17 protein-coding genes and 1 CRISPR repeat array are annotated in these 23,608 nt (G+C 60.0%); of the genes, 2 read left to right on the forward strand and 15 right to left on the reverse strand.

Annotation, left to right across the window (positions count from 1 at the left end; genetic code table 11):
• Positions 1–105: 105 nt before the first annotated feature.
• From ACUIAG_RS05275 to rpsO, 10 genes are all read right to left on the reverse strand, one after another.
• Positions 106–1,086, reverse strand: a complete 981-nt coding sequence (locus ACUIAG_RS05275; RefSeq protein ID WP_082067727.1) for a CPBP family intramembrane glutamic endopeptidase — start codon at positions 1,084–1,086, stop codon at positions 106–108.
• A gap of 198 nt (positions 1,087–1,284) precedes the next feature.
• Positions 1,285–3,021, reverse strand: a complete 1,737-nt coding sequence (locus tag ACUIAG_RS05280) for a cell division protein (RefSeq protein WP_045924843.1) — start codon at positions 3,019–3,021, stop codon at positions 1,285–1,287.
• A 144-nt stretch (positions 3,022–3,165) separates the two neighbouring features.
• Positions 3,166–3,885, reverse strand: a complete 720-nt coding sequence (locus tag ACUIAG_RS05285; RefSeq protein ID WP_445339258.1) for a pyroglutamyl-peptidase I family protein — start codon at positions 3,883–3,885, stop codon at positions 3,166–3,168.
• 22 nt (positions 3,886–3,907) lie between these two features.
• Positions 3,908–4,699 (reverse strand): IspD/TarI family cytidylyltransferase, encoded by a 792-nt coding sequence (locus ACUIAG_RS05290; RefSeq protein ID WP_045924844.1) that lies wholly within the window; start codon positions 4,697–4,699, stop codon positions 3,908–3,910.
• 119 nt (positions 4,700–4,818) lie between these two features.
• Positions 4,819–5,799 carry a polyphenol oxidase family protein gene (locus ACUIAG_RS05295; protein ID WP_156147968.1) on the reverse strand — a complete coding sequence of 327 codons (981 nt, stop codon included), beginning with the start codon at positions 5,797–5,799 and terminating at the stop codon, positions 4,819–4,821.
• A complete protein-coding gene (locus ACUIAG_RS05300; RefSeq protein WP_045924845.1) occupies positions 5,796–6,677 on the reverse strand; it encodes an aldo/keto reductase in 882 nt (293 codons plus the stop codon). The genes ACUIAG_RS05295 and ACUIAG_RS05300 overlap by 4 nt, the downstream gene beginning before the upstream one ends.
• Positions 6,678–6,754: 77 nt before the next feature.
• A complete protein-coding gene (locus tag ACUIAG_RS05305) occupies positions 6,755–9,016 on the reverse strand; it encodes a DUF2207 family protein (protein WP_445339259.1) in 2,262 nt (753 codons plus the stop codon).
• A complete protein-coding gene (locus tag ACUIAG_RS05310) occupies positions 9,013–9,603 on the reverse strand; it encodes a LemA family protein (protein ID WP_445339260.1) in 591 nt (196 codons plus the stop codon). Before ACUIAG_RS05310 ends, ACUIAG_RS05305 begins: the two co-directional genes overlap by 4 nt.
• An 80-nt stretch (positions 9,604–9,683) precedes the next feature.
• On the reverse strand, positions 9,684–12,437 hold the full coding sequence (locus ACUIAG_RS05315) for a polyribonucleotide nucleotidyltransferase (RefSeq protein WP_445339261.1): 2,754 nt from the start codon (positions 12,435–12,437) through the stop codon (positions 9,684–9,686).
• Positions 12,438–12,687: 250 nt separating this feature from the next.
• A complete protein-coding gene (gene rpsO / locus ACUIAG_RS05320) occupies positions 12,688–12,957 on the reverse strand; it encodes a 30S ribosomal protein S15 (RefSeq protein WP_024626835.1) in 270 nt (89 codons plus the stop codon).
• Positions 12,958–13,276: 319 nt separating this feature from the next.
• On the opposite strand from rpsO, the gene ACUIAG_RS05325 reads away from it, so the two are divergent.
• Both ACUIAG_RS05325 and ACUIAG_RS05330 read left to right on the forward strand, forming a co-directional pair.
• Positions 13,277–13,606, forward strand: a complete 330-nt coding sequence (locus ACUIAG_RS05325) for a DUF4176 domain-containing protein (RefSeq protein WP_229131897.1) — start codon at positions 13,277–13,279, stop codon at positions 13,604–13,606.
• A 609-nt stretch (positions 13,607–14,215) separates the two neighbouring features.
• The gene (locus ACUIAG_RS05330) at positions 14,216–15,442 is read left to right on the forward strand and encodes a hypothetical protein (RefSeq protein ID WP_445339262.1); all 1,227 of its coding nucleotides are present in this window, start codon (positions 14,216–14,218) and stop codon (positions 15,440–15,442) included.
• 50 nt (positions 15,443–15,492) lie between these two features.
• Here the strand turns inward: ACUIAG_RS05330 and ACUIAG_RS05335 are convergent, their stop codons facing one another.
• From ACUIAG_RS05335 to cas1c, 5 genes are all read right to left on the reverse strand, one after another.
• Positions 15,493–16,209, reverse strand: coding sequence for a hypothetical protein (locus tag ACUIAG_RS05335; RefSeq protein WP_445339263.1), 717 nt, complete (start codon positions 16,207–16,209; stop codon positions 15,493–15,495).
• A gap of 512 nt (positions 16,210–16,721) precedes the next feature.
• Positions 16,722–16,988 (reverse strand): hypothetical protein, encoded by a 267-nt coding sequence (locus ACUIAG_RS05340; protein WP_445339264.1) that lies wholly within the window; start codon positions 16,986–16,988, stop codon positions 16,722–16,724.
• Positions 16,989–17,244: 256 nt separating this feature from the next.
• On the reverse strand, positions 17,245–17,529 hold the full coding sequence (locus ACUIAG_RS05345; RefSeq protein ID WP_445339265.1) for a hypothetical protein: 285 nt from the start codon (positions 17,527–17,529) through the stop codon (positions 17,245–17,247).
• 408 nt (positions 17,530–17,937) lie between these two features.
• Positions 17,938–21,802: direct repeats of the CRISPR family, unit length 32 nt; unit sequence ATTTCAATCCACGCTCCCGCGAAGGGAGCGAC.
• 446 nt (positions 21,803–22,248) lie between these two features.
• Positions 22,249–22,539: a CRISPR-associated endonuclease Cas2 gene (gene cas2, locus ACUIAG_RS05350; RefSeq protein ID WP_180335456.1), complete on the reverse strand. Its 291-nt coding sequence runs from the start codon at positions 22,537–22,539 to the stop codon at positions 22,249–22,251.
• Between the two features lie 12 nt (positions 22,540–22,551).
• The gene (gene cas1c / locus ACUIAG_RS05355; RefSeq protein ID WP_445339266.1) at positions 22,552–23,574 is read right to left on the reverse strand and encodes a type I-C CRISPR-associated endonuclease Cas1c; all 1,023 of its coding nucleotides are present in this window, start codon (positions 23,572–23,574) and stop codon (positions 22,552–22,554) included.
• Between the last annotated feature and the right edge of the window lie 34 nt (positions 23,575–23,608).

The following is a 23,608-nucleotide window of genomic DNA, read 5'->3' on the forward strand; positions in this document are numbered from 1 at the left end:
CCTTGTTTCCTTTCATACGGATGTATCTGCATCCCTGCATCCAGCATAGCGGGAATCGGTCCTCATGGGTTCGCCTGGCGGATGATGTGGACAACTGTGCCTTTGTCAAGCCAGAGAGAAGCGCTGGGACGCATTGACCACGGCCAGGGCCACCAGGACGGCCAACCCAAGGGAGATCCAGCCCTGATAGGTGCCGGAGCGTGAACGATTGGCGCGCAGACGGTCTGCCAGCCGGCCCCGAATCAGCCAGAGGACTACCAGTCCCCCAACCAAGCCCAGCAGGGTCATGCCCTGGTTGATCATCGAGCCGGTGCGGGCCGGCACTGTCTGGGTCAGCCACATCATGGCGTCAGCCAGGACCAGGTTGTTGAAGATATGCAGTGCCATAGACCAGAGGATGGAGTACTCCATGGCGATGACACCCAGAACCAGGCCCAACAGGAAGGTGAACAGACTCTGGGTGACGTCTCCGTGCAGGCAGGCGAAGATAAGGGAGGAGGTGACGATGGCGAAGGTTCGTCCGTAGAGCCTGAGTCGGCCCATGACCACGCCGCGCAGCAGGAATTCTTCGACGACAGGGACCAGGATAGCCGTGTCCAGGGGCGACAGGAACCCGTGCTGGCCTGCTGCGATCTGGGAGGTGGTGGAGTGGTAGACCAGCCCAAGAGCCTGGGATCCCTGGTTGACCACCCAGGTGAAGCCGGTCTCGATGCTGCTGGCCAGCATGATCAGCAGGATGGCCCCGATCAGCACGGCCGGACCTGGATTAGTCTGCGCCTTGTACTGCACAGGGTTGGAGCCACGCCCGAGCAGATCCTGGCTGCGGGTGCCGAAGAGAAAGACCAGCATGACCAGATCGCCCAGCAGATCGCCCAGCCCCGGCTGACGGGCAATGCCCAGGGCAGCGGCCACCGAGGGCAGATTCAAAACCCCCGCGATCAGGTTGGCCACCACCAGATACACCAGAGCATAGAGGGATTGCAGGTCCACCCCACGGCGCACCTGGGCACTCCATGGGCGCGAAACAGCCGACCCGGATGACCCCTTGGCGGACACATGTGATGATGCGTGCTGTGATTGCTGCATGACGCTCTCCCAACCCTGTGACCCTTGGCCTGCACCTCTTCACCATCGACTCTAGGCCTCAGCAGGGGTTCGGCCCGAGATTGACAGCCACGCCGGTTTCGGCACGCAGCCAACCAACTTCCAGGCAAGGCAGAAAGACAGGGCCGGATCGCAGACCATGCCTGCGATCCGGCCCCAACGGACAATGTCCTTTGCTGATCAGTCCTGATCGGTCGGGGTTGCGTCGTCGTTGATGGGCGGGATAACCGTGGTTTCCTGATCGGTGACTGCCTTCTCCACCTGTCCGGCCTCATCCTGGGCCGGCGCGTCATCGGCCTGGGCGGGTTCATCGGGAAGGGCGCTCGGCGCTGGTGAGGGCAGAACCTGAGTAGGCATATTGGCTGAGGACCTGACAGCCGCAGCCTCAGCCGCGCTGGCATCATCCCCGGAATTACTGTCGGAATCAGTTGCCGCACCATCGGCTGACTGGCTGACTGGGACCGGATCGACCGGTGTCTGAGGGGCTTCTGCCTGGGCGTCGGCAAGGGGCTGGTCGACGGCCTGATCCTCATCTTCAGCCTCCGAGGATGTCGCCGAAGCCGACGAGGCAGGGGCCGGCAGCGGATCCGCGGCAGGCACAGCATTGACCACGGGCACGCTGGGCGCCTGCCCCTCGTCCTGGTCATTGACCACAGCCTCATCGTGGAAGCCGTCGAAGTTGCCGAAGGACTTGGAGAAGATGTTCCGCAACTCGTCGACCCGAGCGGTAATGGTGGCCTCCCGGTGCTGCAGCTTGGTGATGTGGTCCTTGAGCCCGTCAAGCTCGGCTTGGGCGGCCTTGCGATGGGCGTCGACTTCGGCCTGGGCGCGCTGCTTGGCCTCATCCAGCAACTGGTTGGCCTTGCGCTCGGACTCCTCCCGCTTGAAGGAGGCGAACGAATCGGCATCCTTGCGGGTGGCCTTGGCCTGCTCAATCAGCTCCTGGGTCTCCTTCTCGGTCTTGACCCGACGCTCCTCCAGGTTCTTGAGCAGCTCGCCCACCTTCTTGGTGGCATCCTCCTGCTGGGCGGCGATGTCGGAGCGGACCTGCTCGGCCTCGGCGTTGACCTTGGCCATGGTCTCGGCGCTGGTGACCTTGGACTCATCCACGATCTGCTGGGCCTCGGACTTGGCTTTGTCGGTGATCTCCGAAGCCTGCCTACGGGCGTCATTCAGGCTCTTGGAGACCTGCTCGCGCACGTCGGCCAGCTTCTTGTTGGCCTCGGCCAGGGCCTTCTGGATCTGATCGTTGGCCTCTTTCTTGAGCTTGGCGATCTCCTCGTCGCTCTTGCGCCGCTTGTCGGCAATCTCCTTGGCGGCCTTGGCCTTCTGTTCGGACAGCTCCTTGTCCTGGGTGGCCTTGCTGGTGGCCAGCCGCTTCTCATGCTCCTCGCGGGAGTTCTGCAGCTCCAGATCCAGAGCCTGACGGCGTTCGGCCACGACCTTATCGGCTGCGGCCTTGTTCTGTTCGCTCTGCTGCTTGGCGGTGGTGGTGACTGTCCTGGCTTCGTCGTTGGCGGCCTCGACGATGGACTTGGCCTTGGCGTTGGCCTCGTCCACAATGTGCTTGGCTTCAAGCTGAGCCTCGTTGACCAGGGTCGTCGCCTTCTCCTGGGCGGAGGTCTTAGTGGATGCCGCATCCTGCTTGGCGCGGTTGAGCAGCTCGGTGCTGGTCTGCTCGGCCGAGGCCAGCAGTTGCTGGGCGTTGGCTCCAAGTGAAGCAAAGGAGTTGCGCGGCTGTTCGGCCTTGCGGGACTTGACCTCCTGGAGTTCCGCCTCCAGCTTCAGAATGCGATCGTCATCGGCCTTGATCTGCTGACGCAACCGGGCTAGATTGCTCCGCGAGGCCGCCAAGGCCTGGTCGACCCGCTCCTTGTCATAGCCTCGCAGGACAACGGGAAACTGATCTTCGGCCATGGAAACACTCCTCTTCGCCACCAGGACATGCCGGCCCGTGACAGAAATGTCTTCGGTCCGGTGGATTTACCTCGACTCTACCCCATGACCGGCCTAAAGTCGCCGTCTGACCTGCCGCCGACACATTGGCCTTACATACGGGTCTCAGGCAATGAGAATGGGACTGGAGGAGGGCCTGCGATAGTAGCGAATGGTCTCATTGACCACCTCGCGCACAGCCTGTATCTGCTGATCCAGGGGCAGGCCGCACTCCTGACCGCCGCTTTCGTTGACCAGGGGAAGGCTGACGAACCCGGCCAGGACATCCTTGTGTCCTGCAGCCCATGCCAGCAGGTTGTAGAAGAGCGCGTTGCAGACATAGGTGCCCGCGTCCGAGCTCAGTGTGGCAGGAATGCCGCAGGTGCCGAAGTCGTGCAGGATGGCCCTCAGCGGCAGTCGGGTCCAGTAGGCGGCCGGGCCCTGGGGGTCGATGGGCTGGCGGCTGGCACGAGGGACGGTATCTTGAGACTCCTGCTCCCCCAGGTTTTCACGGTCGTCAGCGTCGTCCTCCTTGAGGTTGACGGCGCAGCGCTCCATGGCGATGCCGCGAGCCCGACGCTTGAGCCCAGTGGCGATGATGATATCAGGGCGCACGCGCTCTATGGCCTCATGCAGGATGGGCCAGGCCTTGGCGAAGCTGACAGGCATGGTAACGGAGGAAATAGCCAGGTCCACGCCCTCCAAGGGATCCTCCTCGGTGGGGCCGACTGGCCGCATGCCTTCCATGCCATGCTCGGCCAAAGCCTGTGAGACCTGATAGGAGGGGTTGACATCAACACCCTCGTAATGATCGTATCCGGCGACGATGACCTTGATCTGCTCCATGTGCCCCATGGTACACAGGACTTCACCCGGCCAGGGAGCGCGCTATCCATTCAGCCATGGGCACGTCCGAGGGCAGGGTGATCTTCATGTTGGTCACGCTGCCGGCCACGATGGCCACCGGCTCCTCGGGCAGGCGGTCCACCACCACCCGGGTGTCGTCGGTGGGATGGAAGTCGGGGTCTGCGGCGGCCAGGTCGTAGGCCTTGCGGAGGGTGCTGAAACGGAAGGCCTGCGGGGTCTGGGCCCGGAACATGTTGTCTCGGTCGGGCACCTGGCGCACCACCTTGCGCTCGCCCAGGTCGCCGGCCATCAGCATGGTGTCGGTCGAGGCCACGGCCACGGTAGCGGCGTTGAAGGTATCCAGGGCATCGATGCAGCCATTGATGGACTCCTGGCTGACGAAGGGACGTACCGCGTCGTGGATGAGCAGCTTGGCATCCTGGGGGATCTCCGCTTCGGCCAGGGTCTGCAGGGCCGCCTCCGTGCTGTCCATGCGCTCGATGCCGCCCTGGATGACCGTGCGGACCTTGTCGTAGGTGTCATCGCCCACGATGGCCTCGACAGCCTCCCGCACCCGATCGTTGACCACGACCAGGATGTCGGTGACCCGGGCATTGAACTGGAAGGCGTCAATTGACCAGGCGATGATGGGTTTGCCGCCCACCTGCACCAGCTGCTTGGGGTTGCTCTCGTCAAACCGAACGCCCAGCCCGGCTGCCAGAATCACCGCCACAACTGGCTGAATCTGCTCCTCTGGCTCTGCATTATCCTGACTGACCTCGGACGGGGCCGCTGATGCTCTGCTCTCACTCATAGACTCAACGGTACTCACGCCAGGACAGGAAGGGGCGCAGGCCCGGCGCTATCTGCACCGAACATCTGCACCCGAGGCCTGCTCCAGGTGCCGGAAGCCGGATCAATCAACATGCTGCATCAGTCGTCGGCCAGGATAAGGGCCAGCATGCGCCCCTCCCCCGCCTTGCTGGCCAGCGAGGCCCGGCGGTGGGAGTACCAGAGCGGATTCTCCAGGGTGCACAAGGGTCGGCGCAGATCCTCAAGACGCTTCGACAGGGAGGGACCCTCACTGTCATGGCTGCAGAGCTCTTCCAGGTCCGGATCCTGACGGAGGTAGCTGGTGGCGGCACCGACCCGGGGGGCGGAATCTACGATACGGGTCACTCCTGCCGCCTTCAGTTCCATCCTGGCTGCAGCGGCGATGTCGATGGCGATTCCGCCGAATCGGCATGGTCCGGATGCGCCGGGGAAGCGCTTCTCGAAGTCATCAGCCAAGTGCGAACACACCTGATAGCAGTCTGCGCAGATCCGAGGCCCCAGCGTTGCCACGATCCTGGACGGGTCGGCGCCCTTGTCAGTCATGGCCTTGACTGTGGCTGGAATGACGCCAGCCACCAGACCACGACGACCGCAATGCGCCGCCCCCATCACGCCGGCCTGCGGGTCGGTCAGCAGCACAGGAAGGCAATCGGCCGCGAAGATGCCCAGGGCCAGGTCACGACGGGTGGTCACCTGCGCATCGGCTTCGCAGCGCCCCTGGGGTTGACCTTGGTCGGCGTCCCAGACCCTGGCTGAGTGAACCTGATCCACCAGGACCATGGGACGGTCCAGCTGGCGGCCCAGGGCCTGACGGTTGGCAGCCACCGCCTCTGGGTCGTCGCCCCCCTTGCCGCCGAGATTCAGCTGGGCATAATCGCCCGAGGAGACCCCGCCCAGCCTGGTGGTGTAGACCACTTTGATCCCAGGCGCCAAGGCTATGGGGATGGTGACTGGGATCGGCCGGCCCTGATCGTCCAGTGACGGCAGGGGGCTGCTGTCCAGTAGGGTCCTTTCCCGATTCCAGGCTTGGCCCTGAGCGCTCTGGGTGCCCTGCTCTCTTGATTCAGGCTTGGGACTCATGCAGTCGCCGCCCGGTTCAGGCGGTCCATCTCCTCGTCGCTCAGCTCCATGTCGGCCGCCTGCAGGGAGTCCAGAATGGTGGCCGCCCTGTGAGCCCCGGGAACCACAAAGACGTTGCGGTTCTGGGACAGCTCCCAGGCCAGGACCACGCGCTGGTGGGAGACCCCGCGCTCCTGGGCCACCTGCCGGAAGGCATCATAACGGGTTTCGTCCTTGGGCGCTCGGAAGCCTCCCAGGGGGCTCCAGCAGACGAAGGCCAGACCCAGTTCGGCCGCATGGTCCAACTCCTGGCGGGAGCTGGTGAAGGTGGGCGAGAACTGGTTCTGCACGGCTACGAGGTCATCGCCCAGAATCTGACGGGCCAGGTCCATCCGCTCGATGTCTACGTTGGAGACGCCCAGGGTCCGGGCCACGCCCTGCTTGGCCAGCTCGGCCATGGCCTCCAGCGACTCCTGGTAGGGCACCTGCGGATCGGGTCGGTGCAGGTAGAGCAGGTCGATGGTGTCCACGCCCAGGGCCTGGGCAGACTCCTTGGCGTGCCGGATCAGGCTCTCCGGCCGACCATCCACAGCCCAGGTGGGCCGACCATCGGTGAAGTTGCGGTAGTGTCCCACCTTGGTGGCCACCAGCACATCCTGACGAGGCCCCTGCCAGGAGTCCAAAGCCTGGCGAACCAGCCGCTCGTTGGTCTGTTCGGGGCCGCCCGATTCGTAATATGACCAGGCGGTATCCAGATGTCGGCAACCGGCATCCAGGGCCTGGTGGATGACGTCGATGGCCGTTGCCTGGTCCGGCTTGCCCTCGATGGACAATCCCATGCAACCCAGTCCGACCGCTGTCGTAGTAAAGGGCCCCAAGGCCCGCATCGACGATGTCATGCATGTACTCCCGTCTTGTAGATTGAGGCCGGCTTCGACACCGCCGGCCTCCATCGAGCTTAACTGGCGGCCCGGTCTCAGCGGCCGCCGAAGGATCCGCCACCGGAACCACCGCCGCCACCGTCGAAGGAGCCGCCACCGTCGCCAAACCCACCAATAACGCTGCCAGAGCCGTTGCCGCTGGCCATGCCAATCAGGCCGCCAATCTGGTCGAGTCCCTGGGTCAATTGAGTACCCAAATCAATCACGCCACCTTGGCCGAGCGCTGAATTGACAGCCAATGCTTCAGGGTCACTCAGGGAGGAAGCCGCCGCAACATCCTGGCTGTAAGGCAGGAAGGTCCAGTAGAGCAGGCTGCCGCGCGCATTGTCATTCAGCCAGTCGGAGTCGGTCAGTTCAGGGCTGGCCTGTGCCAGCTGAGCGACGACCCGGTCGCTTATGCCGAAGGCCGTAGCATAAACCAGGTAACGGTCCCAGAGCACCAGATCCTCCACACCACGGTGGCTAAAATCGCTGAAGTCAAGCAGATAGCGCCAAAGTCCCGACACCTGCCCGGCCATGGGCTGTCCATTCCTGCTCAGCACCCGCCAACAGTTATAGCGCAAGGAGAATGTCACCACAGCCACCAGAAGCATGGCCAAGGGCGCACGTACCAGTACGGTGCCCGGCAGGAATCCGGCCAACAGAATGAAAGCAGCCAAGAGCACGGCCAGGAAGGCAAAGACCCCTACATTATGACGATATGCGCGCAGGTCGGCATTGTTGGTCTCATACTCGACAGCCTGGTAGAAAGCTTCCAGGTAGGCCCTGCCATTATCGGATTCAGTCCTGGCGAAGAGCGCAATCATCTCATACAGGTCGAAGCGTTTATTCTCGGAGCCAATCAGAGTGGAGGCACCTTCCAGCATGCTCAGGCAGGCTTCCTCGCTTGAGGACAGGGCCAGGGATGCTCGATCCTTGCTGCAGACCGGATTGATGACCACCTCCATGGACTGCTGTTTGCCTTTGAGCAGCAAGCGCATCACCTGGGTCACGGGTCCTTCGCCGAAACTCGCCCGGTCCTCATACTTGACGGGAACAAGAGCGATGGCCCGCTTGGAGGCCAGGGAGAGAATGGTTGCTGACAATTGCCTGCCAATAGGGGATTCTCGGGTCAGCATCACATCGTTGATAACGGCAGCCACGGCGGGTGACAGATCAGGAGGCTGACGGTAGTAGATGATATCGCCTTGGTACTGGGAGTCTCCATAATTGCGGAAGGCATGACAAAGCATCACTGCAATCAGCCCGATAGCAGCCAAGAGTACCAAGACGCCCGTCAAGAGTGCGATCCGCGCCCGCCTGGTCTGGTCAGCATGCCAGCGCTCGTACTGCGGACGCTCCTGCCCGACAATACGGTCACGTGCCGGCTGAGAATCGGTCCTGACCACCGAGGAAGTCCTCCCCGCATCGAAGAGCACCACCAAATCCAGATGCTGGCCCGGCTTGATGTGGTCTGCGGAGAATCGGATACGGCTGTCATCCACCACCTGGTAGGAACCCCTGCCAGCGAAGTGCAGCCAGGCCTTCGCGTCCTTGCCCTTCTCCGTTCCTGTCTGCTTGGGCAGCTTGACATTGGCGTTCACATGCTCAACGGGAATCTGGTTGGTGTCGCCCACGGGCTCCCATTGGAATTCGGCCACATCGGGATGGGCAGTGGTGACCCCGTGGAAGGTCATGTCGATGCGGAAGCGCCGACCTGAATCCTTGGCAGTCTGTGGAATGTTCCAGCCCAGCTCCACCTGGCATTGATTCCCCAGATCGCCGCAGGCGGACCCTTGGCCCGCATCGCCCGGCTTGTAGGATTTCAGCTTCCAATCCGAGACCATGCCCATATACCAGGTGCCAGCCCAGTTCTTGTCCCAGTCGTGAATGTACTTGACATCATCAGGATACTTTAGCGGGTTGGTCTGCCTGTATGTGGAGCCATTAGTCAGGTCAGTCACGCTTACGTCGCTGATGCCGGTCAGCCGGTCAGGCTTGATCTGATAGCGCTGGTAGAGCTCCCGCCAAGGGTGTTTTTTGCCGTGGTCGTCCTCGCGGGAATTCATGGTGACAGTCAGGGTCTGACTGATACGCAAATCCCCATTATCCAGGACCTGGACATCATAATCCACCGAATCGTATACCAGGTCGGGACGATTCCTGTTGGAGATATACAGAACAGCGAGGCACGTCACCAAGGCTGCCACCAGAGCCAGCGCCAAGGCTCCGCAAAAGCGTGAGGTGCTCCACGAGGAATGGCCCGAGGAGGGATGATTCGAGGCCGCCTTCCCGGAGGAGGCTGCTGGGGCGTTCACTGTCCGAAGTCCACAACTGGCGCCTGGCGGCTACCCTCGTCGGCTTGGAAGTACTGGGCCTGACGGAAGTGGAAGAGGGATGCGATGATGTTTGAGGGGACCGTCTCGATGCGGGTGTTGAACTTCTGAACCACATCATTGTAGAACTGCCTGGCGTAGGCGATCTTGTCCTCCAGGTCCTTGAGCTGACGCTGCAAGTCCAGGAAGTTCTGGTTGGCCTTGAGCTCAGGGTAGGCCTCCGCCCGAGCCATCAGAGTGACCAGGGATTGACCCAGCCGCTGCTCGGCATCGGCACGGGCCTGCATCTGGTCTCCGCCAGCCGCCTGGGTCTGGGCCTGGGCCACGTCGGCGCGGGCTTTGGTCACCTCCTCCAAGACAGTGGACTCGTGTGAGGCGTAGCCCTTGACCGTCTGGACCAGGTTGGGCACCAGGTCGGCACGCTGCTTGAGCTGGACGTCAATCTGGGCCCAGCCATTGGCGACCCGGTTGCGCAGGTTGACCAAACCGTTGTAGATACCGATTCCCCAGATGACCAGCAACACGACCAGCAAAACGATGATGATGAGCACGATCATTGATACGGACATGCCATCATTCTCTCACTAAATTCAGAAGAGACAAAAACGGGACCCCGTCCAATGGAACGGGGTCCCGGCATCAGTGGGAATCAGTCCTCACTGTCGAAGGGATCGAAGTCCCTGCGTACGCGGCGACGGGGACGCTCTGAGCGCTCCTCCCGGTCGGCCCGGTACTCGTCGTAGTGCTCGTCGGCAGCGTAGCGCGGATTCTCCCTGCGGCCACGATAGCCGCCACGTCCGGAAGAGCGACGCTCATGACGACCGCCACGATCACCGCGGCCACGACGCTCGCCACGGCCCCGGCCGCCACGATCCTCGTCATCATCGCGGGAGACCCGGCGACGATCACGACGTGAGCCACGGTCCTCGTCCTCGAACCAGTCTCCGCCGTCCTCATAGTCACGGTCGCGGCTCTGACGACGGTGCCGGGGACGGTCCTCCTGATCCTCGTCGTCGTAGTAGCGATCATCACGCTCGGAACGGGAACGGCGCGGGGCCTCATACCGATCCTCGCGGTCGGAGGAACGGCTGCGGCGATCACGACGATCACGGTCACCACGGCCGCCACGCTCACGACGATCGCCACCACGGTCACGACGGTCGCCACGACCACCGCGATCACGGCCGCCTGCGGACTCCTGGTCCTCGAAGCCGGGGATGGCCAGAGAGATCTTGCCGCGGTCGTCCACACCCTGGACGATGACCTCGACGGTGTCGCCCTCCTTGAGGACGTCCTCCACGGAGTCGATGCGTTCGCCGTTGGCCAGGTTGCGGATCTGCGAGATGTGCAGAAGCCCGTCGGTGCCGGGGGTCAGATTGACAAAGGCGCCGAAGCTGGTGATCTTGACCACCTTGCCGTTGAAGGTCTCCCCCGCCTCGGGCACGTGCGGGTTGGCGATCTGGTCGATGACCTCCTTGGCCTTGGCCGCTGCCTCGCCGCCCTCGGAGGCGATGTAGACCGTGCCGTCGTCCTCGATGGAGACATCGGCGCCGGTGTCCTCCTGGATCTGGTTGATCATCTTGCCCTTGGGGCCGATGACCTCGCCGATCTTGTCGACAGGGACCTTGGTGGTGATGATGCGCGGCGCATAGGGGCTCATCTCGGCGGGCCCGTCGATGCACTCGTTGATCACGTCGAGGATGGTGGCCCGGGCTTCCTTGGCCTGCTGCAGGGCGGCGGCCAGGATGTCGGCGGGAATGCCGTCCAGCTTGGTGTCCAGCTGCAGGGAGGTGATGAACTCGGAGGTGCCGGCCACCTTGAAGTCCATGTCGCCGAAGGCATCCTCGGCGCCCAGAATGTCGGTCAGGGTTTTGTAGGTGGGCCGACCGTCGACCTCGCCTGTGACCAGGCCCATGGCGATGCCCGCCACGGGGGCCTTCAGGGGCACGCCGGCAGCCAGCAGGGACAGGGTGGAGGCGCAAACGGAACCCATGGAGGTGGACCCGTTGGAGCCGATGGCCTCGGAGACCTGACGGATGGCGTAGGGGAACTCCTCGCAGCTGGGCAGCACCGGGATCAGCGCGCGCTCGGCCAGGTTGCCATGGCCCACCTCGCGACGCTTGGGCGAACCCACGCGGCCGGTCTCGCCGGTCGAATAGGGCGGCATCTCATAGTTGTGCATGTAGCGCTTGGTGGTGGGGCCGGACAGGGCGTCGATGGTCTGCTCCATCTTCAGCATGTTCAGGGTGGTGACACCCAGCACCTGGGTCTCGCCGCGCTGGAAGAGGGCGGAGCCGTGCACGCGGGGCACCACGTCCACCTCGGCGGACAGGGTGCGGATGTCGCGCAGGCCACGGCCGTCGATGCGGTAGTCCTGGGTCAGGATGCGGCGGCGGACAATCTGGCGCTGGAGCTCCTTGAAGGCGTTGCCCAGCTCCTTGTCCTTCTCGGCCTCGTCCATGTCGGTGAACTCGTCGGCCAGAGCCTCGCGGACCTTCTCCTTGATCTCATGGATGCGCTCCTGGCGGGGCAGCTTCTCCGCGATGGAGAGGGCCTGGTCCAGGTCGGCGTGGGCCACCTGGTCGATGCGCTCGTAGAGTTCGTCGGTGTACTCGGGGAAGAGCTGGAAGTCCTTGGTGGGCTTGGCAGCCTTGGCCTTGAGCTCGCTCTGGGCCTCACACAGAACCTTGATGAAGGGCTTGGCGGCCTCAAGACCCTGGGCGACCACCTCTTCGTCGGGCTTGATCTGGCCCTCGTCGTAGATGAGGCTCCAGGCGTTCTTGCCAGCACCTGCCTCAATCATGGCGATGGCGACATCCCCGCCCTCGACCACACGGCCGGCCACGACCAGCTCGAAGACGGCGCGCTCGCGCTCGCTCCAGCGGGGGAAGGCCACCCACTGACCATCGATCAGGGCCAGGCGCAGACCCGAGACCGGGCCCTCGAAGGGCAGACCGGAGATGAGGGTGGAGGCGGAAGCCGCGTTCAGGGCCAGCACGTCGTAGGCATCCTCAGGGTTAACAGCCAGGATGGTCTCCACAACCTGGACCTCGTTGCGCAGGGTATGCGGGAAGAGAGGGCGCAGAGGGCGATCAATCAACCGGCAAGCCAGGATGGCCTCGTTGGAGGGCCGACCCTCGCGGCGGAAGAAGGAGCCAGGGATCTTGCCCGCAGCGTACATCTTCTCCTCCACATCAACGGTCAGCGGGAAGAAGTCGTAGTTCTCCTTGGGGCTGGATCCGGCGGTGGTGGTGGACAACACCATGGAATCGTCATCAAGATAGGCGGCTACTGCCCCATCCGCCTGCTGGGCGAGACGACCCGTCTCGAAGCGCACCGTGCGCTTGCCATATGATCCGTTATCGATCGTGGCTTCTACAGCCGTGATTTCGGGACCCTCCATAGGGTTCCTCCTTTTGTTTACTGCTTGTTTACTACCTGATGTCAGGATGCTCGGCATCAATTGACTGCCGGAGATCCTTCTACTTCGGTCTGGTCCTGCCGAACCCCATGTCCGGCTATCTTCATTCCTTGCGGACCAACCTTGCATTTGAGTTCGGCACCATCTTCTACAACCCCATCCCGGAGTCAACGGTGCCTGGTTCAGTCATGCAAAAGCGCCCGAGCGCTAGGCCCGGGCGAAAGCATGCGTATCAGTGGCGCAGTCCAAGACGCTCCACCAGGGAACGGTAGCGGTTGATGTCCACCTTCTTGAGGTAATCCAGCAACCGGCGACGATGGCCGACCATGAGCAGCAGGCCGCGGCGCGAATGATGGTCGTGCTGATGCTGCTTGAGGTGCTCGGTCAGGTCGGAGATGCGCTTGCTCAGCAGAGCCACCTGGACCTCGGGGGAACCGGTGTCACCCTCGTGGGTCGCGTATTCCTTGACGATTGCCTGCTTCTGCTCACTCGTAAGAGCCACGGCTCCTCCTCTTGCATTCTTCCGTTACGCGGTGCACCAGCCCTATGCTGAAGCGCTCTCGATCCGCGGGCGAAACACGCCAAAAATCCATTATACACATTTTGCGGACCAAGCAAACAGCGACGGAATCAACAAAATGAAGGAAAGCATAACGAAAATTTGATTAGCGCCAAGGAGGAATCGGCCATTTCACTCCGATGTAGCGAAGATGTCGCACTGTGCTGCATGAACCGACCGTGATTTACCGTGTAGCCCTACCATAGGTTGTTAGAGAAGTTGAAGGAATGTAACTTCATTCATCCACCAAAGAGGGCACCTAATGAAACAATCCGAGCAGAACTCCATCAAATCAGAAAATACCATTCTTCCTTTGGGATCCGTGGTGAAAACCAGAAGAGACCCGGGTACCCTGCTGGTTATCATCGCCCGCGCTCCGTTGACAGTCATGCATGGAACAACGGGTTACTTTGACTATGGTGCCGTACAATTCCCGTATGGCATGACTGATCCGGCCAAGATCGTTTTCTTCAACCGCCAAGACGTGACGGAAATAGTGTTCATGGGATATATCAACGCCGAGGAACGATCCTATGAACGAAGGTTTGATGAAGTCACCAAATCAACCTCCTACCCCCACCTTCATCTCTGATTCAGTTACCGGTCACATAGGACATACTCGATAAAAGGGATAGAGGGGAGAAGACCAAAAACGACCTTGACGGATGCGTTAATGAAGCAACCGCCTAGGCTATGCAACTGAGCACGTTGAACCGCTCTTTCATGGTCGGCGATTTTCTTTCTGGCGGTTTTGAATCATTGAGCGGCATTGCTGATCCCTTCGGCACATACTGACAACAGGCAGCTACCCAAGATGCTATGGCTCATGGCCTGATCACTGCCTCTGGTGGTGTTATCGGTGCTGCAGTAGGAGCCGCCCGTGGAACAGGTACGATTGTAGGAGCTGGAATTGGTTTAGTCGTAGGATACCTCGGTACAGTAGCCGGCAACGCTTTTTACGACGATTCCGTCAATCGCGGGAACGGAGATGACATGTGGGGCCACATTAAGGACAATCTATGGTAGCTTTCCCGCTGTCTCCTGCATTGCCATGTGCGCGGCTCGGATTGAAATCAGGAATGATATCAGGGGATGCATACTGATGCTGTACCTATTGATAGATGTCCTATTAGGCTCTCCGGCGATACTGGTCTGGTTGTTTGTGTTGATGTCGTTCAATGCGTGGAGGTCGAGGCGGCTGATGGACCACGTCCTGGCGCCCTACCTCCTGGCGCGGGGCCTGTGCCTGCAGACCTTCCAGGGGCATGTGTGGCGGCGGCGCGGCAGGATCGGCCGGCCCCGGCCCGGGCAGGTCCTGCCCCTGGGCTCGCTGGTTGTCCTGGCCGACGGGCCTGCCACCGTATCCGGGGCCTACAGAGGCACCGGATGGTTCGACGGTCTGGGAGAGGACGGGCTAGTGGTCCGCCTGGTCGGCCAGTATGTGCAGCCACCCGAACAGACCACCGGGTCATCCGGTCCATGGTACGCGGGCAGGATCTGCTCCGTGGGCGGCCTTGCCTGCGGACCCGGCGTAGTTCCCGGGGGCGACGCCCCCCTGCCCGAGGTCGGCGTCGGCCACACCCCCGACCCCGACCTGGTCATCTTCACCCAGGACCAGGTCAGCCTTCTGGCCTGGAAGGGACCCGACAACCCCGTCACCAGGCTCCTGCGCGCCCGCCAGGTCCGCGCCCTCGCCCGCGACCACCGGCGGGAGGACCAGGTTCGCCGCCGGGCACGGCCGACACCGAGCTGGCACGCCAGCCGCCCCGCATGGTGGCGCTACGAAGCCATCGGCTTCCTGCCCGACCGGTTCACCCGCGTCTACTGGGACCGCGTCCGCAACCAGCCCGTTAAGGCCCCCATGCGCTACCGGACCCCGGAAGCCAGGGAATACAACAGAAGACACTACTCCGTCCCCTTATACATCACCGCGATGATCGTCATCATCTTCATATCCGCCTTGAAAATAGCCCGCGCATGGCACCGCTCCAGACCGCACCGTCCACTCCAGGGCGGCGATGTCCTCCTGGGCATGCCCCCACGGACCACAGCGATCGTCAGCTGCGTCCTAGGCCTCGCCATCGGCGTCGGCGCATGGGTTTGGGCCACCCACCGGCAATTCCCCCAACACCAAATGACCCCGGCCAGCAGCCGCGAACTCCAAATCGCCCTCGACAACTACTGGATCGGCATGCGATACATCACAGGAACTACCATCCCCTACACCATGCATGTCCTCGGCTACAGCGTTTACATCCTGGTGCCGCTCATGTTCCTCACTGATTTCTTCACCCTTCCCGAATGGGTCCATACCCTCATGGGCTGGCCCTTGGTCGCTCTGTTTGTGACCTGCGGGAGCCTAATCATCATAGATACCTCCTACGCCGAGCGGATAGCCAAACGCCTGGATTGGGAATTAGCCGAGTAAAGCCCATATGCATCAGCCCCCATCCCCTAGTAAATTCGCGATCCTATGATTCAAGCCGCGGTGATGAGGCCTCCGAAGAGGACGATGGCGATGGCAATCAGTTCAATGATGAAGAACATGGACAGGGCCGACCAGCTGTGAGTCAGCGTGTTCCAGGGGGAATCCTTGCGCACGCAGACCAGGATGGCCACAAAAATAACAGCAAAGGCCGCCACGCCCAGCCCGGCCGCGATGATGCCCAAGTTGGCCGCGTTGGCCAGGATGGCCTGATGCTGGTAGACCACAAAGGTGCTGTACCAGAAGTTCATCTTGAGCAGACAGAGGCCGGCGATCAGCTGTTCGGCAGCCAGGCCCAGCACGAAGACCACCCGCCAGAACCAGGAGGACGACTCGATGATGGACATGCCGATGCCCATAAAGGTCAGCACAGTCACGGTCCAGGCAATCAGGGCAATGCCGCGCGGATCCAGAACCGAGGCATAGTGGAGCACGCCCTGCGTATGGTTGATGGCCAGCGAGCGCCCATATCCATAAGGAATGACGATGGCCAGGAGGATCGCCAGCGCAAAGACCACCCAGCGGACCGGGCGGGCACGGCGCTGCTCGATCTCAGCCAGAGAGTATTCAGAGTCCGGAATGGTCGCCTCAGGATGAGCCGAAACCTTGTTCACTGCGGTCGCCTCATCCGGGTGCGGTTGCACGACTGCGGAATCCGTTGCATCGCTTCTGCCGGATTCCGCGCCATCCGCATCGTCGAATTGCTCCATCGGCGACCACACCTCCAAGTCCGCTGCTCGTGGACACATCGCCTACAAGCTTATACCGGGCGGCGCACCCGCGCCCAAGAATGCAAAAGGTCAATTCGCAGGCACTCGGCATCCAGGCAATAGCAGATAAATGGAGTCATCCTGAAAGCGACACAGCCCACCCACGCAGAAGCGGGGAACACCTGATTTCGGCGATCAAAAATGCTGCAGACCCAGACTCATCCCCCACGCATCCGATGAGCACCCGGGCCGCATCTTCTGACCAGCCGATCATGCTCATCTGAAAACCATGACGATTCGTGTTCAAACACCCTGCTAGTCATCTGCAAAGCGGTAATGGATGCCTTGAAAGGCAGACAGAACCTTCAATCAGGGCGTACCGATGCGATTACTACAACTGGAGGAGAGTCAAACACTCATGTTCGAACCATGAAGCGGTTATGGTTTTTCCCCGGCACTCCAATAGCGACTCTTTTGCTGATTGCAGCAGCCTGTGGAGCTTGGTGGATGAATCAGTCGAACTGCCTGATGCCGATGACATCACGAAAACTCACATACTCGTCACCGGGACCGCAGCCTGTACCGTAATTTGTACCGTAGTACACGCGATCCGACTGGATCATTCTCCTGTCCTCATCATCCAACGAATCCCAGACCCGGCGCTCGGCTTCATCCATTTTCTCAGTGATGGAATGCCTCGACGCATAACTGTCGATCAGATCCTGGGGGATGTTGTCATGAGTGGTGCAGGCCTTGTCCTTGGTTGCCATTTCTCTCATGAAATCCTCATCCATGGCCATTCGTCTCCTCTCATCTTTGTGAACCTGCAGGGCATCCATCCCATGCCCCGCAGGATCATCCCCGCGCCTGCTGGGGACACAAGGCATTCTCATTTTTGGCCGAACAGACAGCTGGATCATTCCCAGAGAATCAAACACTCATGTAAGAACTATGAAGTGGTTATGGTCTCTCCCCCAGCGCTCCAGTGACGATTCTCTTGCTGATTACAACAGCAGACAGGAATCCGGGGATGAATCAGTCGAACTGCCTGATGCCGAGGACATCGTAGAAACTCACCTTGGTGTCGCCGCCGAAGCCAGCACCATAGTTTGTCCCATAGTATGTACGATCCGACTGGATCATTCGCCTGTCCTCATCATCCAGCGAATCCCAGACTCTGCGCTCTGCATCATCCATGTCATCAGTAATGGGATACTTCGAAGTATAGTCATCAATCCTCTTTTGGGGAATATGGTCATAAGTGGTACAGGCCTTATCCTTGGATGCCATTTTTCTCATGAAATCCTCGTCCATAGCCATTCATCTCCTCTCATCTTTGCGAACATGAGTGCATCCATCCGATACCCTGCAGGATTGCCTCCGCATCTGCAGGGAGGGCCAGTAGTATTTCTATACTACGAAAAGACCCGGTCACTGCTTGGGATCATTCTCGCGAGTGCCGGGAGCACAGCACTCTTGCAGCTAGGGACAAGAGAATGGCATAAAAAGATTGACACTATACCGGAGCAGCAACTCATACTCATGTTTAGAAGGAATACAATTCTTAACAGAGTTCTGAGGAAAGAACAGTTTTAATGCATGTTCCCGCTAAAAGACAGTGTTGTCTGGTTGATTCAGAGTAACATAATCGGTTTTCCAATCCAAGCTTCTACGGGGGGGGGGGGGGGGGGGGTACATACCGCAGGCAGAAAACCATACGTAGTGGCATTCCTAATCCACGCTCCCACGAAGGGAGCGACCGAGTGTTGGAGACCAGAGCCGCCTGCCTTTGCAATTTCAATCCACGCTCCCGCGAAGGGAGCGACGCCGCCCCGTTGCCTCCGACGGACGGGGCCAGCATATTTCAATCCACGCTCCCGCGAAGGGAGCGACAAACGGCTCATTCAGATGATCCTCAAGACGTTCAATTTCAATCCACGCTCCCGTGAAGGGAGCGACCCGGTCCGGCAACCCAAGCCTGATCTACGCCGGCATTTCAATCCACGCTCCCGCGAAGGGAGCGACCCAGCAGATCCCAGGCCTTCCTGGAGGGGAGGGCATTTCAATCCACGCTCCCGTGAAGGGAGCGACCATAGCCGGCTTCGACGGGCGGCCCGACCTGCAATTTCAATCCACGCTCCCGCGAAGGGAGCGACACTTCCCATAGAGATTGTTGAGCATGAGCTTGGCATTTCAATCCACGCTCCCGCGAAGGAAGCGACGAAGTGCTGCAGGTGCTCCCCGACAAGGCTCCGCAATTTCAATCCACGCTCCCGCGAAGGGAGCGACTTTGCAACAAGCTGGTATAGAGACCGTGCGCAAATTTTAATCCACGCTCCCGCGAAGGGTGCGACCAGGCCAACAGCCGCAAGCAGGCGCCCGCGGCCCAATTTCAATCCACGCTCCCGCGAAGGGAGCGACCGGCCTTGATGCAGGTGGCCGGCAGCCGCTCCGGATTTCAATCCACGCTCCCGCGAAGGGAGCGACAGTTTTCCCGGATAATCTAAGGTTCCTGAGCAATGTTTCAATCCACGCTCCCGCGAAGGGAGCGACTCTCATTTGATCCGCTGTCCCCCAAATGCCCATATTTCAATCCACGCTCCCGCGAAGGGAGCGACTTGCGCCGTTCAATCTGCCGCTGCGTATGCGAGTATTTCAATCCACGCTCCCGCGAAGGGAGCGACATGGTAGGCCAGGCAGACCGGAGGCGTGCTGGCATTTCAATCCACGCTCCCGCGAAGGGAGCGACTCAGCTGGATGCGATCCCCTGACAGGGCCGTCTGATTTCAATCCACGCTCCCGCGAAGGGAGCGACGATCCTGCGGCATCTCCTTGCTGACGAACCCGTCATTTCAATCCACGCTCCCGCGAAGGGAGCGACCCCGCTCCGTGCCCGTCCTGCGCAGGACGCGTTTATTTCAATCCACGCTCCCGCGAAGGGAGCGACACGCAGCCAACGCTCGGCGCTTTTCTCTTTCCACATTTCAATCCACGCTCCCGCGAAGGGAGCGACGTGAAGTCGCAATTCACGAGGATCACAAACACCGATTTCAATCCACGCTCCCGCGAAGGGAGCGACGCGACTGGAGACGCATGTCAGCGCGGATCTTGGCATTTCAATCCACGCTCCCGCGAAGGGAGCGACACCGTCGCCATCAAGGGCAACACCATGTGGCGTATTTCAATCCACGCTCCCCCGAAGGGAGCGACTTGGCGTATTCAAGCCCTGTGTGGATGGATGCCTTATTTCAATCCACGCTCCCGCGAAGGGAGCGACGTACAAGCATTCAGACAGCGCGTGCAAAGGCCTGCATTTCAATCCACGCTCCCGCGAAGGGAGCGACCCGCCATCATGTGCAGCTTGGCTGTCGGGTCGGGAATTTCAATCCACGCTCCCGCGAAGGGAGCGACCGAGAGCCGAGGACTGGTGGTTACAGCAAGCGCGATTTCAATCCACGCTCCCGCGAAGGGAGCGACCAGCTCCGATGGCATGGCCTGCAGACAGGCCGTATTTCAATCCACGCTCCCGCGAAGGGAGCGACACGCTATGCCGGCCGGATTTTGAACTGTTTCAGATTTCAATCCACGCTCCCGCGAAGGGAGCGACACGAGGCTGAGGGCATCCTCATATATGACCCTATTTCAATCCACGCTCCCGCGAAGGGAGCGACGGTCGGGCACGCCCGCCTCGCGGCTGAGGGTGGCATTTCAATCCACGCTCCCGCGAAGGGAGCGACGGTTGGCAAGCGCCTGCTCTGGGCGAGGGAAGCCATTTCAATCCACGCTCCCGCGAAGGGAGCGACTATACCTTGTTGGATCGTCCATGTCAAAATTGTTATTTCAATCCACGCTCCCGCGAAGGGAGCGACGTCATGATGTCCGCTCCTTTGCTTTTCCGCTTGTGATTTCAATCCACGCTCCCGCGAAGGGAGCGACCAGTGTAATGCTAGTTATTGATGCGGATACGACGATTTCAATCCACGCTCCCGCGAAGGGAGCGACGGTCATGAGGCCGCCCAGCACATCTGGCCGCTGAAATTTCAATCCACGCTCCCGCGAAGGGAGCGACCTTTCGACGTGATGGCAGACCCGTACCAGTAAGGAATTTCAATCCACGCTCCCGCGAAGGGAGCGACCACCCACCATCCGGCAGATTCCAAACCTTTGATTATTTCAATCCACGCTCCCGCGAAGGGAGCGACCTGTCAAACCAGCAGACCATGCAGTTTGCGGATATATTTCAATCCACGCTCCCGCGAAGGGAGCGACGTCCGAAGCAAGCATTCCCAGTCAGCCCCGAAAGATTTCAATCCACGCTCCCGCGAAGGGAGCGACACCAGACCGGCGCGCCGGTCACATCCTGAACCAAATTTCAATCCACGCTCCCGCGAAGGGAGCGACGAAAAAACCCCTCGTAGTCGCCGTGATCCGCGTTATTTCAATCCACGCTCCCGCGAAGGGAGCGACCTATGACCCGGACCCGCAGGTGATCCAGGTCATATTTCAATCCACGCTCCCGCGAAGGGAGCGACCCTCTCCCGCGCTGCTATTCGTCTCTTGCGCGCAATTTCAATCCACGCTCCCGCGAAGGGAGCGACCTGCCTGTAGTCGCGGCCGCTGTTTGGCGCGTCGGATTTCAATCCACGCTCCCGCGAAGGGAGCGACTGGCGCCACGCGGTCCTGCGGCTGCCTTCGACGCAGATTTCAATCCACGCTCCCGCGAAGGGAGCGACCTGGGCTCCCGGTACAAGCGTCCGAAGCGTTTCTCATTTCAATCCACGCTCCCGCGAAGGGAGCGACAGGACAGGCCGTTGGCGCTGACCCCGTAGTGGAAATTTCAATCCACGCTCCCGCGAAGGGAGCGACCTGAGCTCGGGCCGTGACGGGTGCATGGAGGTGGAATTTCAATCCACGCTCCCGCGAAGGGAGCGACGAGACCGGCGCAGGGCAAAGTAGGTGGCATAGGTATTTCAATCCACGCTCCCGCGAAGGGAGCGACTTTCGACTTTCCCGTCCGGAGCGAGCAAGAAATATTTCAATCCACGCTCCCGCGAAGGGAGCGACCGCTCCGGTCGCCCGGCTCGCGTGACGTGGTGGTATTTCAATCCACGCTCCCGCGAAGGGAGCGACGTGGCGGTCTCGTCCTGGGAGCCGGGGGCGACGGAATTTCAATCCACGCTCCCGCGAAGGGAGCGACAACCGTCGTCTCATGATCACCCCGTGATTCTGGCATTTCAATCCACGCTCCCGCGAAGGGAGCGACTGTGGGTCCCGTCTGCACCCGCCGTCAGCTTTGCATTTCAATCCACGCTCCCGCGAAGGGAGCGACCTGTGCTTGATCCCCTTCGCTCTGCGTCGCAAAGTATTTCAATCCACGCTCCCGCGAAGGGAGCGACAACCGCTGGTACATTCTAACACGCGTCGTCTGCTATTTCAATCCACGCTCCCGCGAAGGGAGCGACACGGCGAAAGCGAGATTGCTTCCTTGTGATGTAATTTCAATCCACGCTCCCGCGAAGGGAGCGACCCCGAATGCGCCCCTGAGCTTTCTATAGATGATAATTTCAATCCACGCTCCCGCGAAGGGAGCGACAGCTCAATGATACATCTCTTGACCAATATATGGTCAGCTTTTAATAGCTAGAGAGTTCCAACAGCCGAACATACGTACACAGATTCTGTCTCTAGCCGAGCAATTGAGATGATGCCTCAAATCGACAACATCACTATTTAGTTATCAAACAACCGTTCATCTGTTTCACTAAAATTCTAGCTTTCTTCGCATCTACAGACCTCTGCTTGGAAATTCAAAAAAGAACTCAGCTCACGAAAACATGCGAAATTAAGACTGAACATCATATAAAAGCAACGATTCGTAGCGCGAAGGATCAGACGAATACATGATTGCTAGCGTTTCGCGCCTCTGAGGATTCGCAACAACAGTCAGCATACTGCACTGTTTACAGAATTACACCAACTACTCAGCCATCGTCTAATATCGTGGCACAGACAATACAGTGCAGCCATAACCCAGTGATTCTATAGCATCATCACTTGGTCAACAGGAATATGCCGCCTCACCCCGTAATAATGGATTCTTCGGGAATATCTGGCACCCAGGTCGTACATGATCAAGCTGTCTTCCTGAGGGTCGATCAGCGTCATTAGCCGCTGTTTTAGGAGTTCACGGTCTGCAGGAGTAACCACGCATTCAAACACACTATTTTGCACACGCTGCCCAAACTTCATGCACTCATGGCCGACCTGCCGCAACCGCCTCCGACCAGCCGCCTCACAGGTGTCGACATCATAAGCAACAACCACCATCATTATTCTTCCACCCTACTTCCAAAACATTGGCGGATAGGCATCCATGTCCCCACGTATGTATCTAGCCAGCAATAGTGCCTGCACATAGGGCACTAAGCCCCAAGGCACTTTCTCCTTAAGAAAGGGGTGCATGATTTGCTCATTTTTACGCTTCTGCCAGGCAGAGAGCACCTGCTTCCTCCCCTTGTCGTTAAGATAAGTTCCTCCGTTCTCTCGAACCTCAAAATCTCCAGCCTTAACCACATGGGTGTTGACCAGGGACAAAGCCAGCCGATCCGCAAAGACGGGACGCAATTCTTCAACAAGATCCAGGGCCAGGGAAGATCTACCCGGCCTGTCTGTATGCAAGAAACCGACATAAGGGTCAAGGCCGACACTTTGAAGTGCAGAACGACAATCTCCGGAAAGCAGCACATAGATAAATGAGAGCAGGGCATTCATTCTATCCATCGGTGGCCTTCGGCTGCGTTGCTCGAAGTAGAAATCATCCTTGTTCGTGAGGATGAGATCATCAAAGGCATAAAAGTAGCACTTGGCGGCATCCCCCTCCACACCGCGAACCGAATCCGCCGTCTGGCAGTCGTCCAATTCCCGCAAAGCTGCCAATAGACGAGCGCTCTGCTTTTTCACGCGAGGCACGTTGATCCGTAAAGCGTGGTCTCGGGTAGCACGCTCCAGCACCTGTCGTGCATTGAATATCTTGCCCATGACGAATGAAGCCGCAATCGAGCAGACCTCATTATCGTCATCGGCCATATGGTACTGACGGCGTCGCAAAAGCACATTTCTGTTAGCCTCTCCAAGCACTGACCCATAGTATTTGCCCTGAGGGGAGTAGAAGGCGAATGAGACACCAAATTCATTGCACTTGCCCAGTAAGGCTGGCGAAGCACCCTTGTAACTGAAGCAAAGAATAGACTCCAAGGCACGCAGAGGTATCCGTCCCATGACGCGATCGCCCTCATTCACCACAACGTTCTCCTGCTCTAGGGAAAGGTAGGCATCCTCTGTAGTGACAAACAAGGTGTTCAACATCTGTCTCAATAGATCATCGCTCCCCTCTGGTGCT

The organism is Bifidobacterium sp. ESL0825, assembly GCF_052606465.1.

Excerpts from the sequence above, each read along its gene's own strand:
- cas2 (WP_180335456.1), bottom strand. The coding sequence starts at position 22,539 with ATGATGGTGGTTGTTGCTTATGATGTCGACACCTGTGAGGCGGCTGGT.
- ACUIAG_RS05295 (WP_156147968.1), bottom strand. The coding sequence starts at position 5,799 with ATGAGTCCCAAGCCTGAATCAAGAGAGCAGGGCACCCAGAGCGCTCAG.
- cas1c (WP_445339266.1), bottom strand. The coding sequence starts at position 23,574 with ATGTTGAACACCTTGTTTGTCACTACAGAGGATGCCTACCTTTCCCTA.
- ACUIAG_RS05325 (WP_229131897.1), top strand. The coding sequence starts at position 13,277 with ATGAAACAATCCGAGCAGAACTCCATCAAATCAGAAAATACCATTCTT.
- ACUIAG_RS05340 (WP_445339264.1), bottom strand. The coding sequence starts at position 16,988 with ATGAGAGAAATGGCAACCAAGGACAAGGCCTGCACCACTCATGACAAC.
- ACUIAG_RS05280 (WP_045924843.1), bottom strand. The coding sequence starts at position 3,021 with ATGGCCGAAGATCAGTTTCCCGTTGTCCTGCGAGGCTATGACAAGGAG.
- ACUIAG_RS05285 (WP_445339258.1), bottom strand. The coding sequence starts at position 3,885 with ATGGAGCAGATCAAGGTCATCGTCGCCGGATACGATCATTACGAGGGT.
- ACUIAG_RS05335 (WP_445339263.1), bottom strand. The coding sequence starts at position 16,209 with ATGGAGCAATTCGACGATGCGGATGGCGCGGAATCCGGCAGAAGCGAT.
- ACUIAG_RS05315 (WP_445339261.1), bottom strand. The coding sequence starts at position 12,437 with ATGGAGGGTCCCGAAATCACGGCTGTAGAAGCCACGATCGATAACGGA.
- ACUIAG_RS05310 (WP_445339260.1), bottom strand. The coding sequence starts at position 9,603 with ATGTCCGTATCAATGATCGTGCTCATCATCATCGTTTTGCTGGTCGTG.
- ACUIAG_RS05275 (WP_082067727.1), bottom strand. The coding sequence starts at position 1,086 with ATGCAGCAATCACAGCACGCATCATCACATGTGTCCGCCAAGGGGTCA.
- ACUIAG_RS05300 (WP_045924845.1), bottom strand. The coding sequence starts at position 6,677 with ATGACATCGTCGATGCGGGCCTTGGGGCCCTTTACTACGACAGCGGTC.
- ACUIAG_RS05330 (WP_445339262.1), top strand. The coding sequence starts at position 14,216 with ATGGACCACGTCCTGGCGCCCTACCTCCTGGCGCGGGGCCTGTGCCTG.
- ACUIAG_RS05290 (WP_045924844.1), bottom strand. The coding sequence starts at position 4,699 with ATGAGTGAGAGCAGAGCATCAGCGGCCCCGTCCGAGGTCAGTCAGGAT.
- ACUIAG_RS05345 (WP_445339265.1), bottom strand. The coding sequence starts at position 17,529 with ATGGCTATGGACGAGGATTTCATGAGAAAAATGGCATCCAAGGATAAG.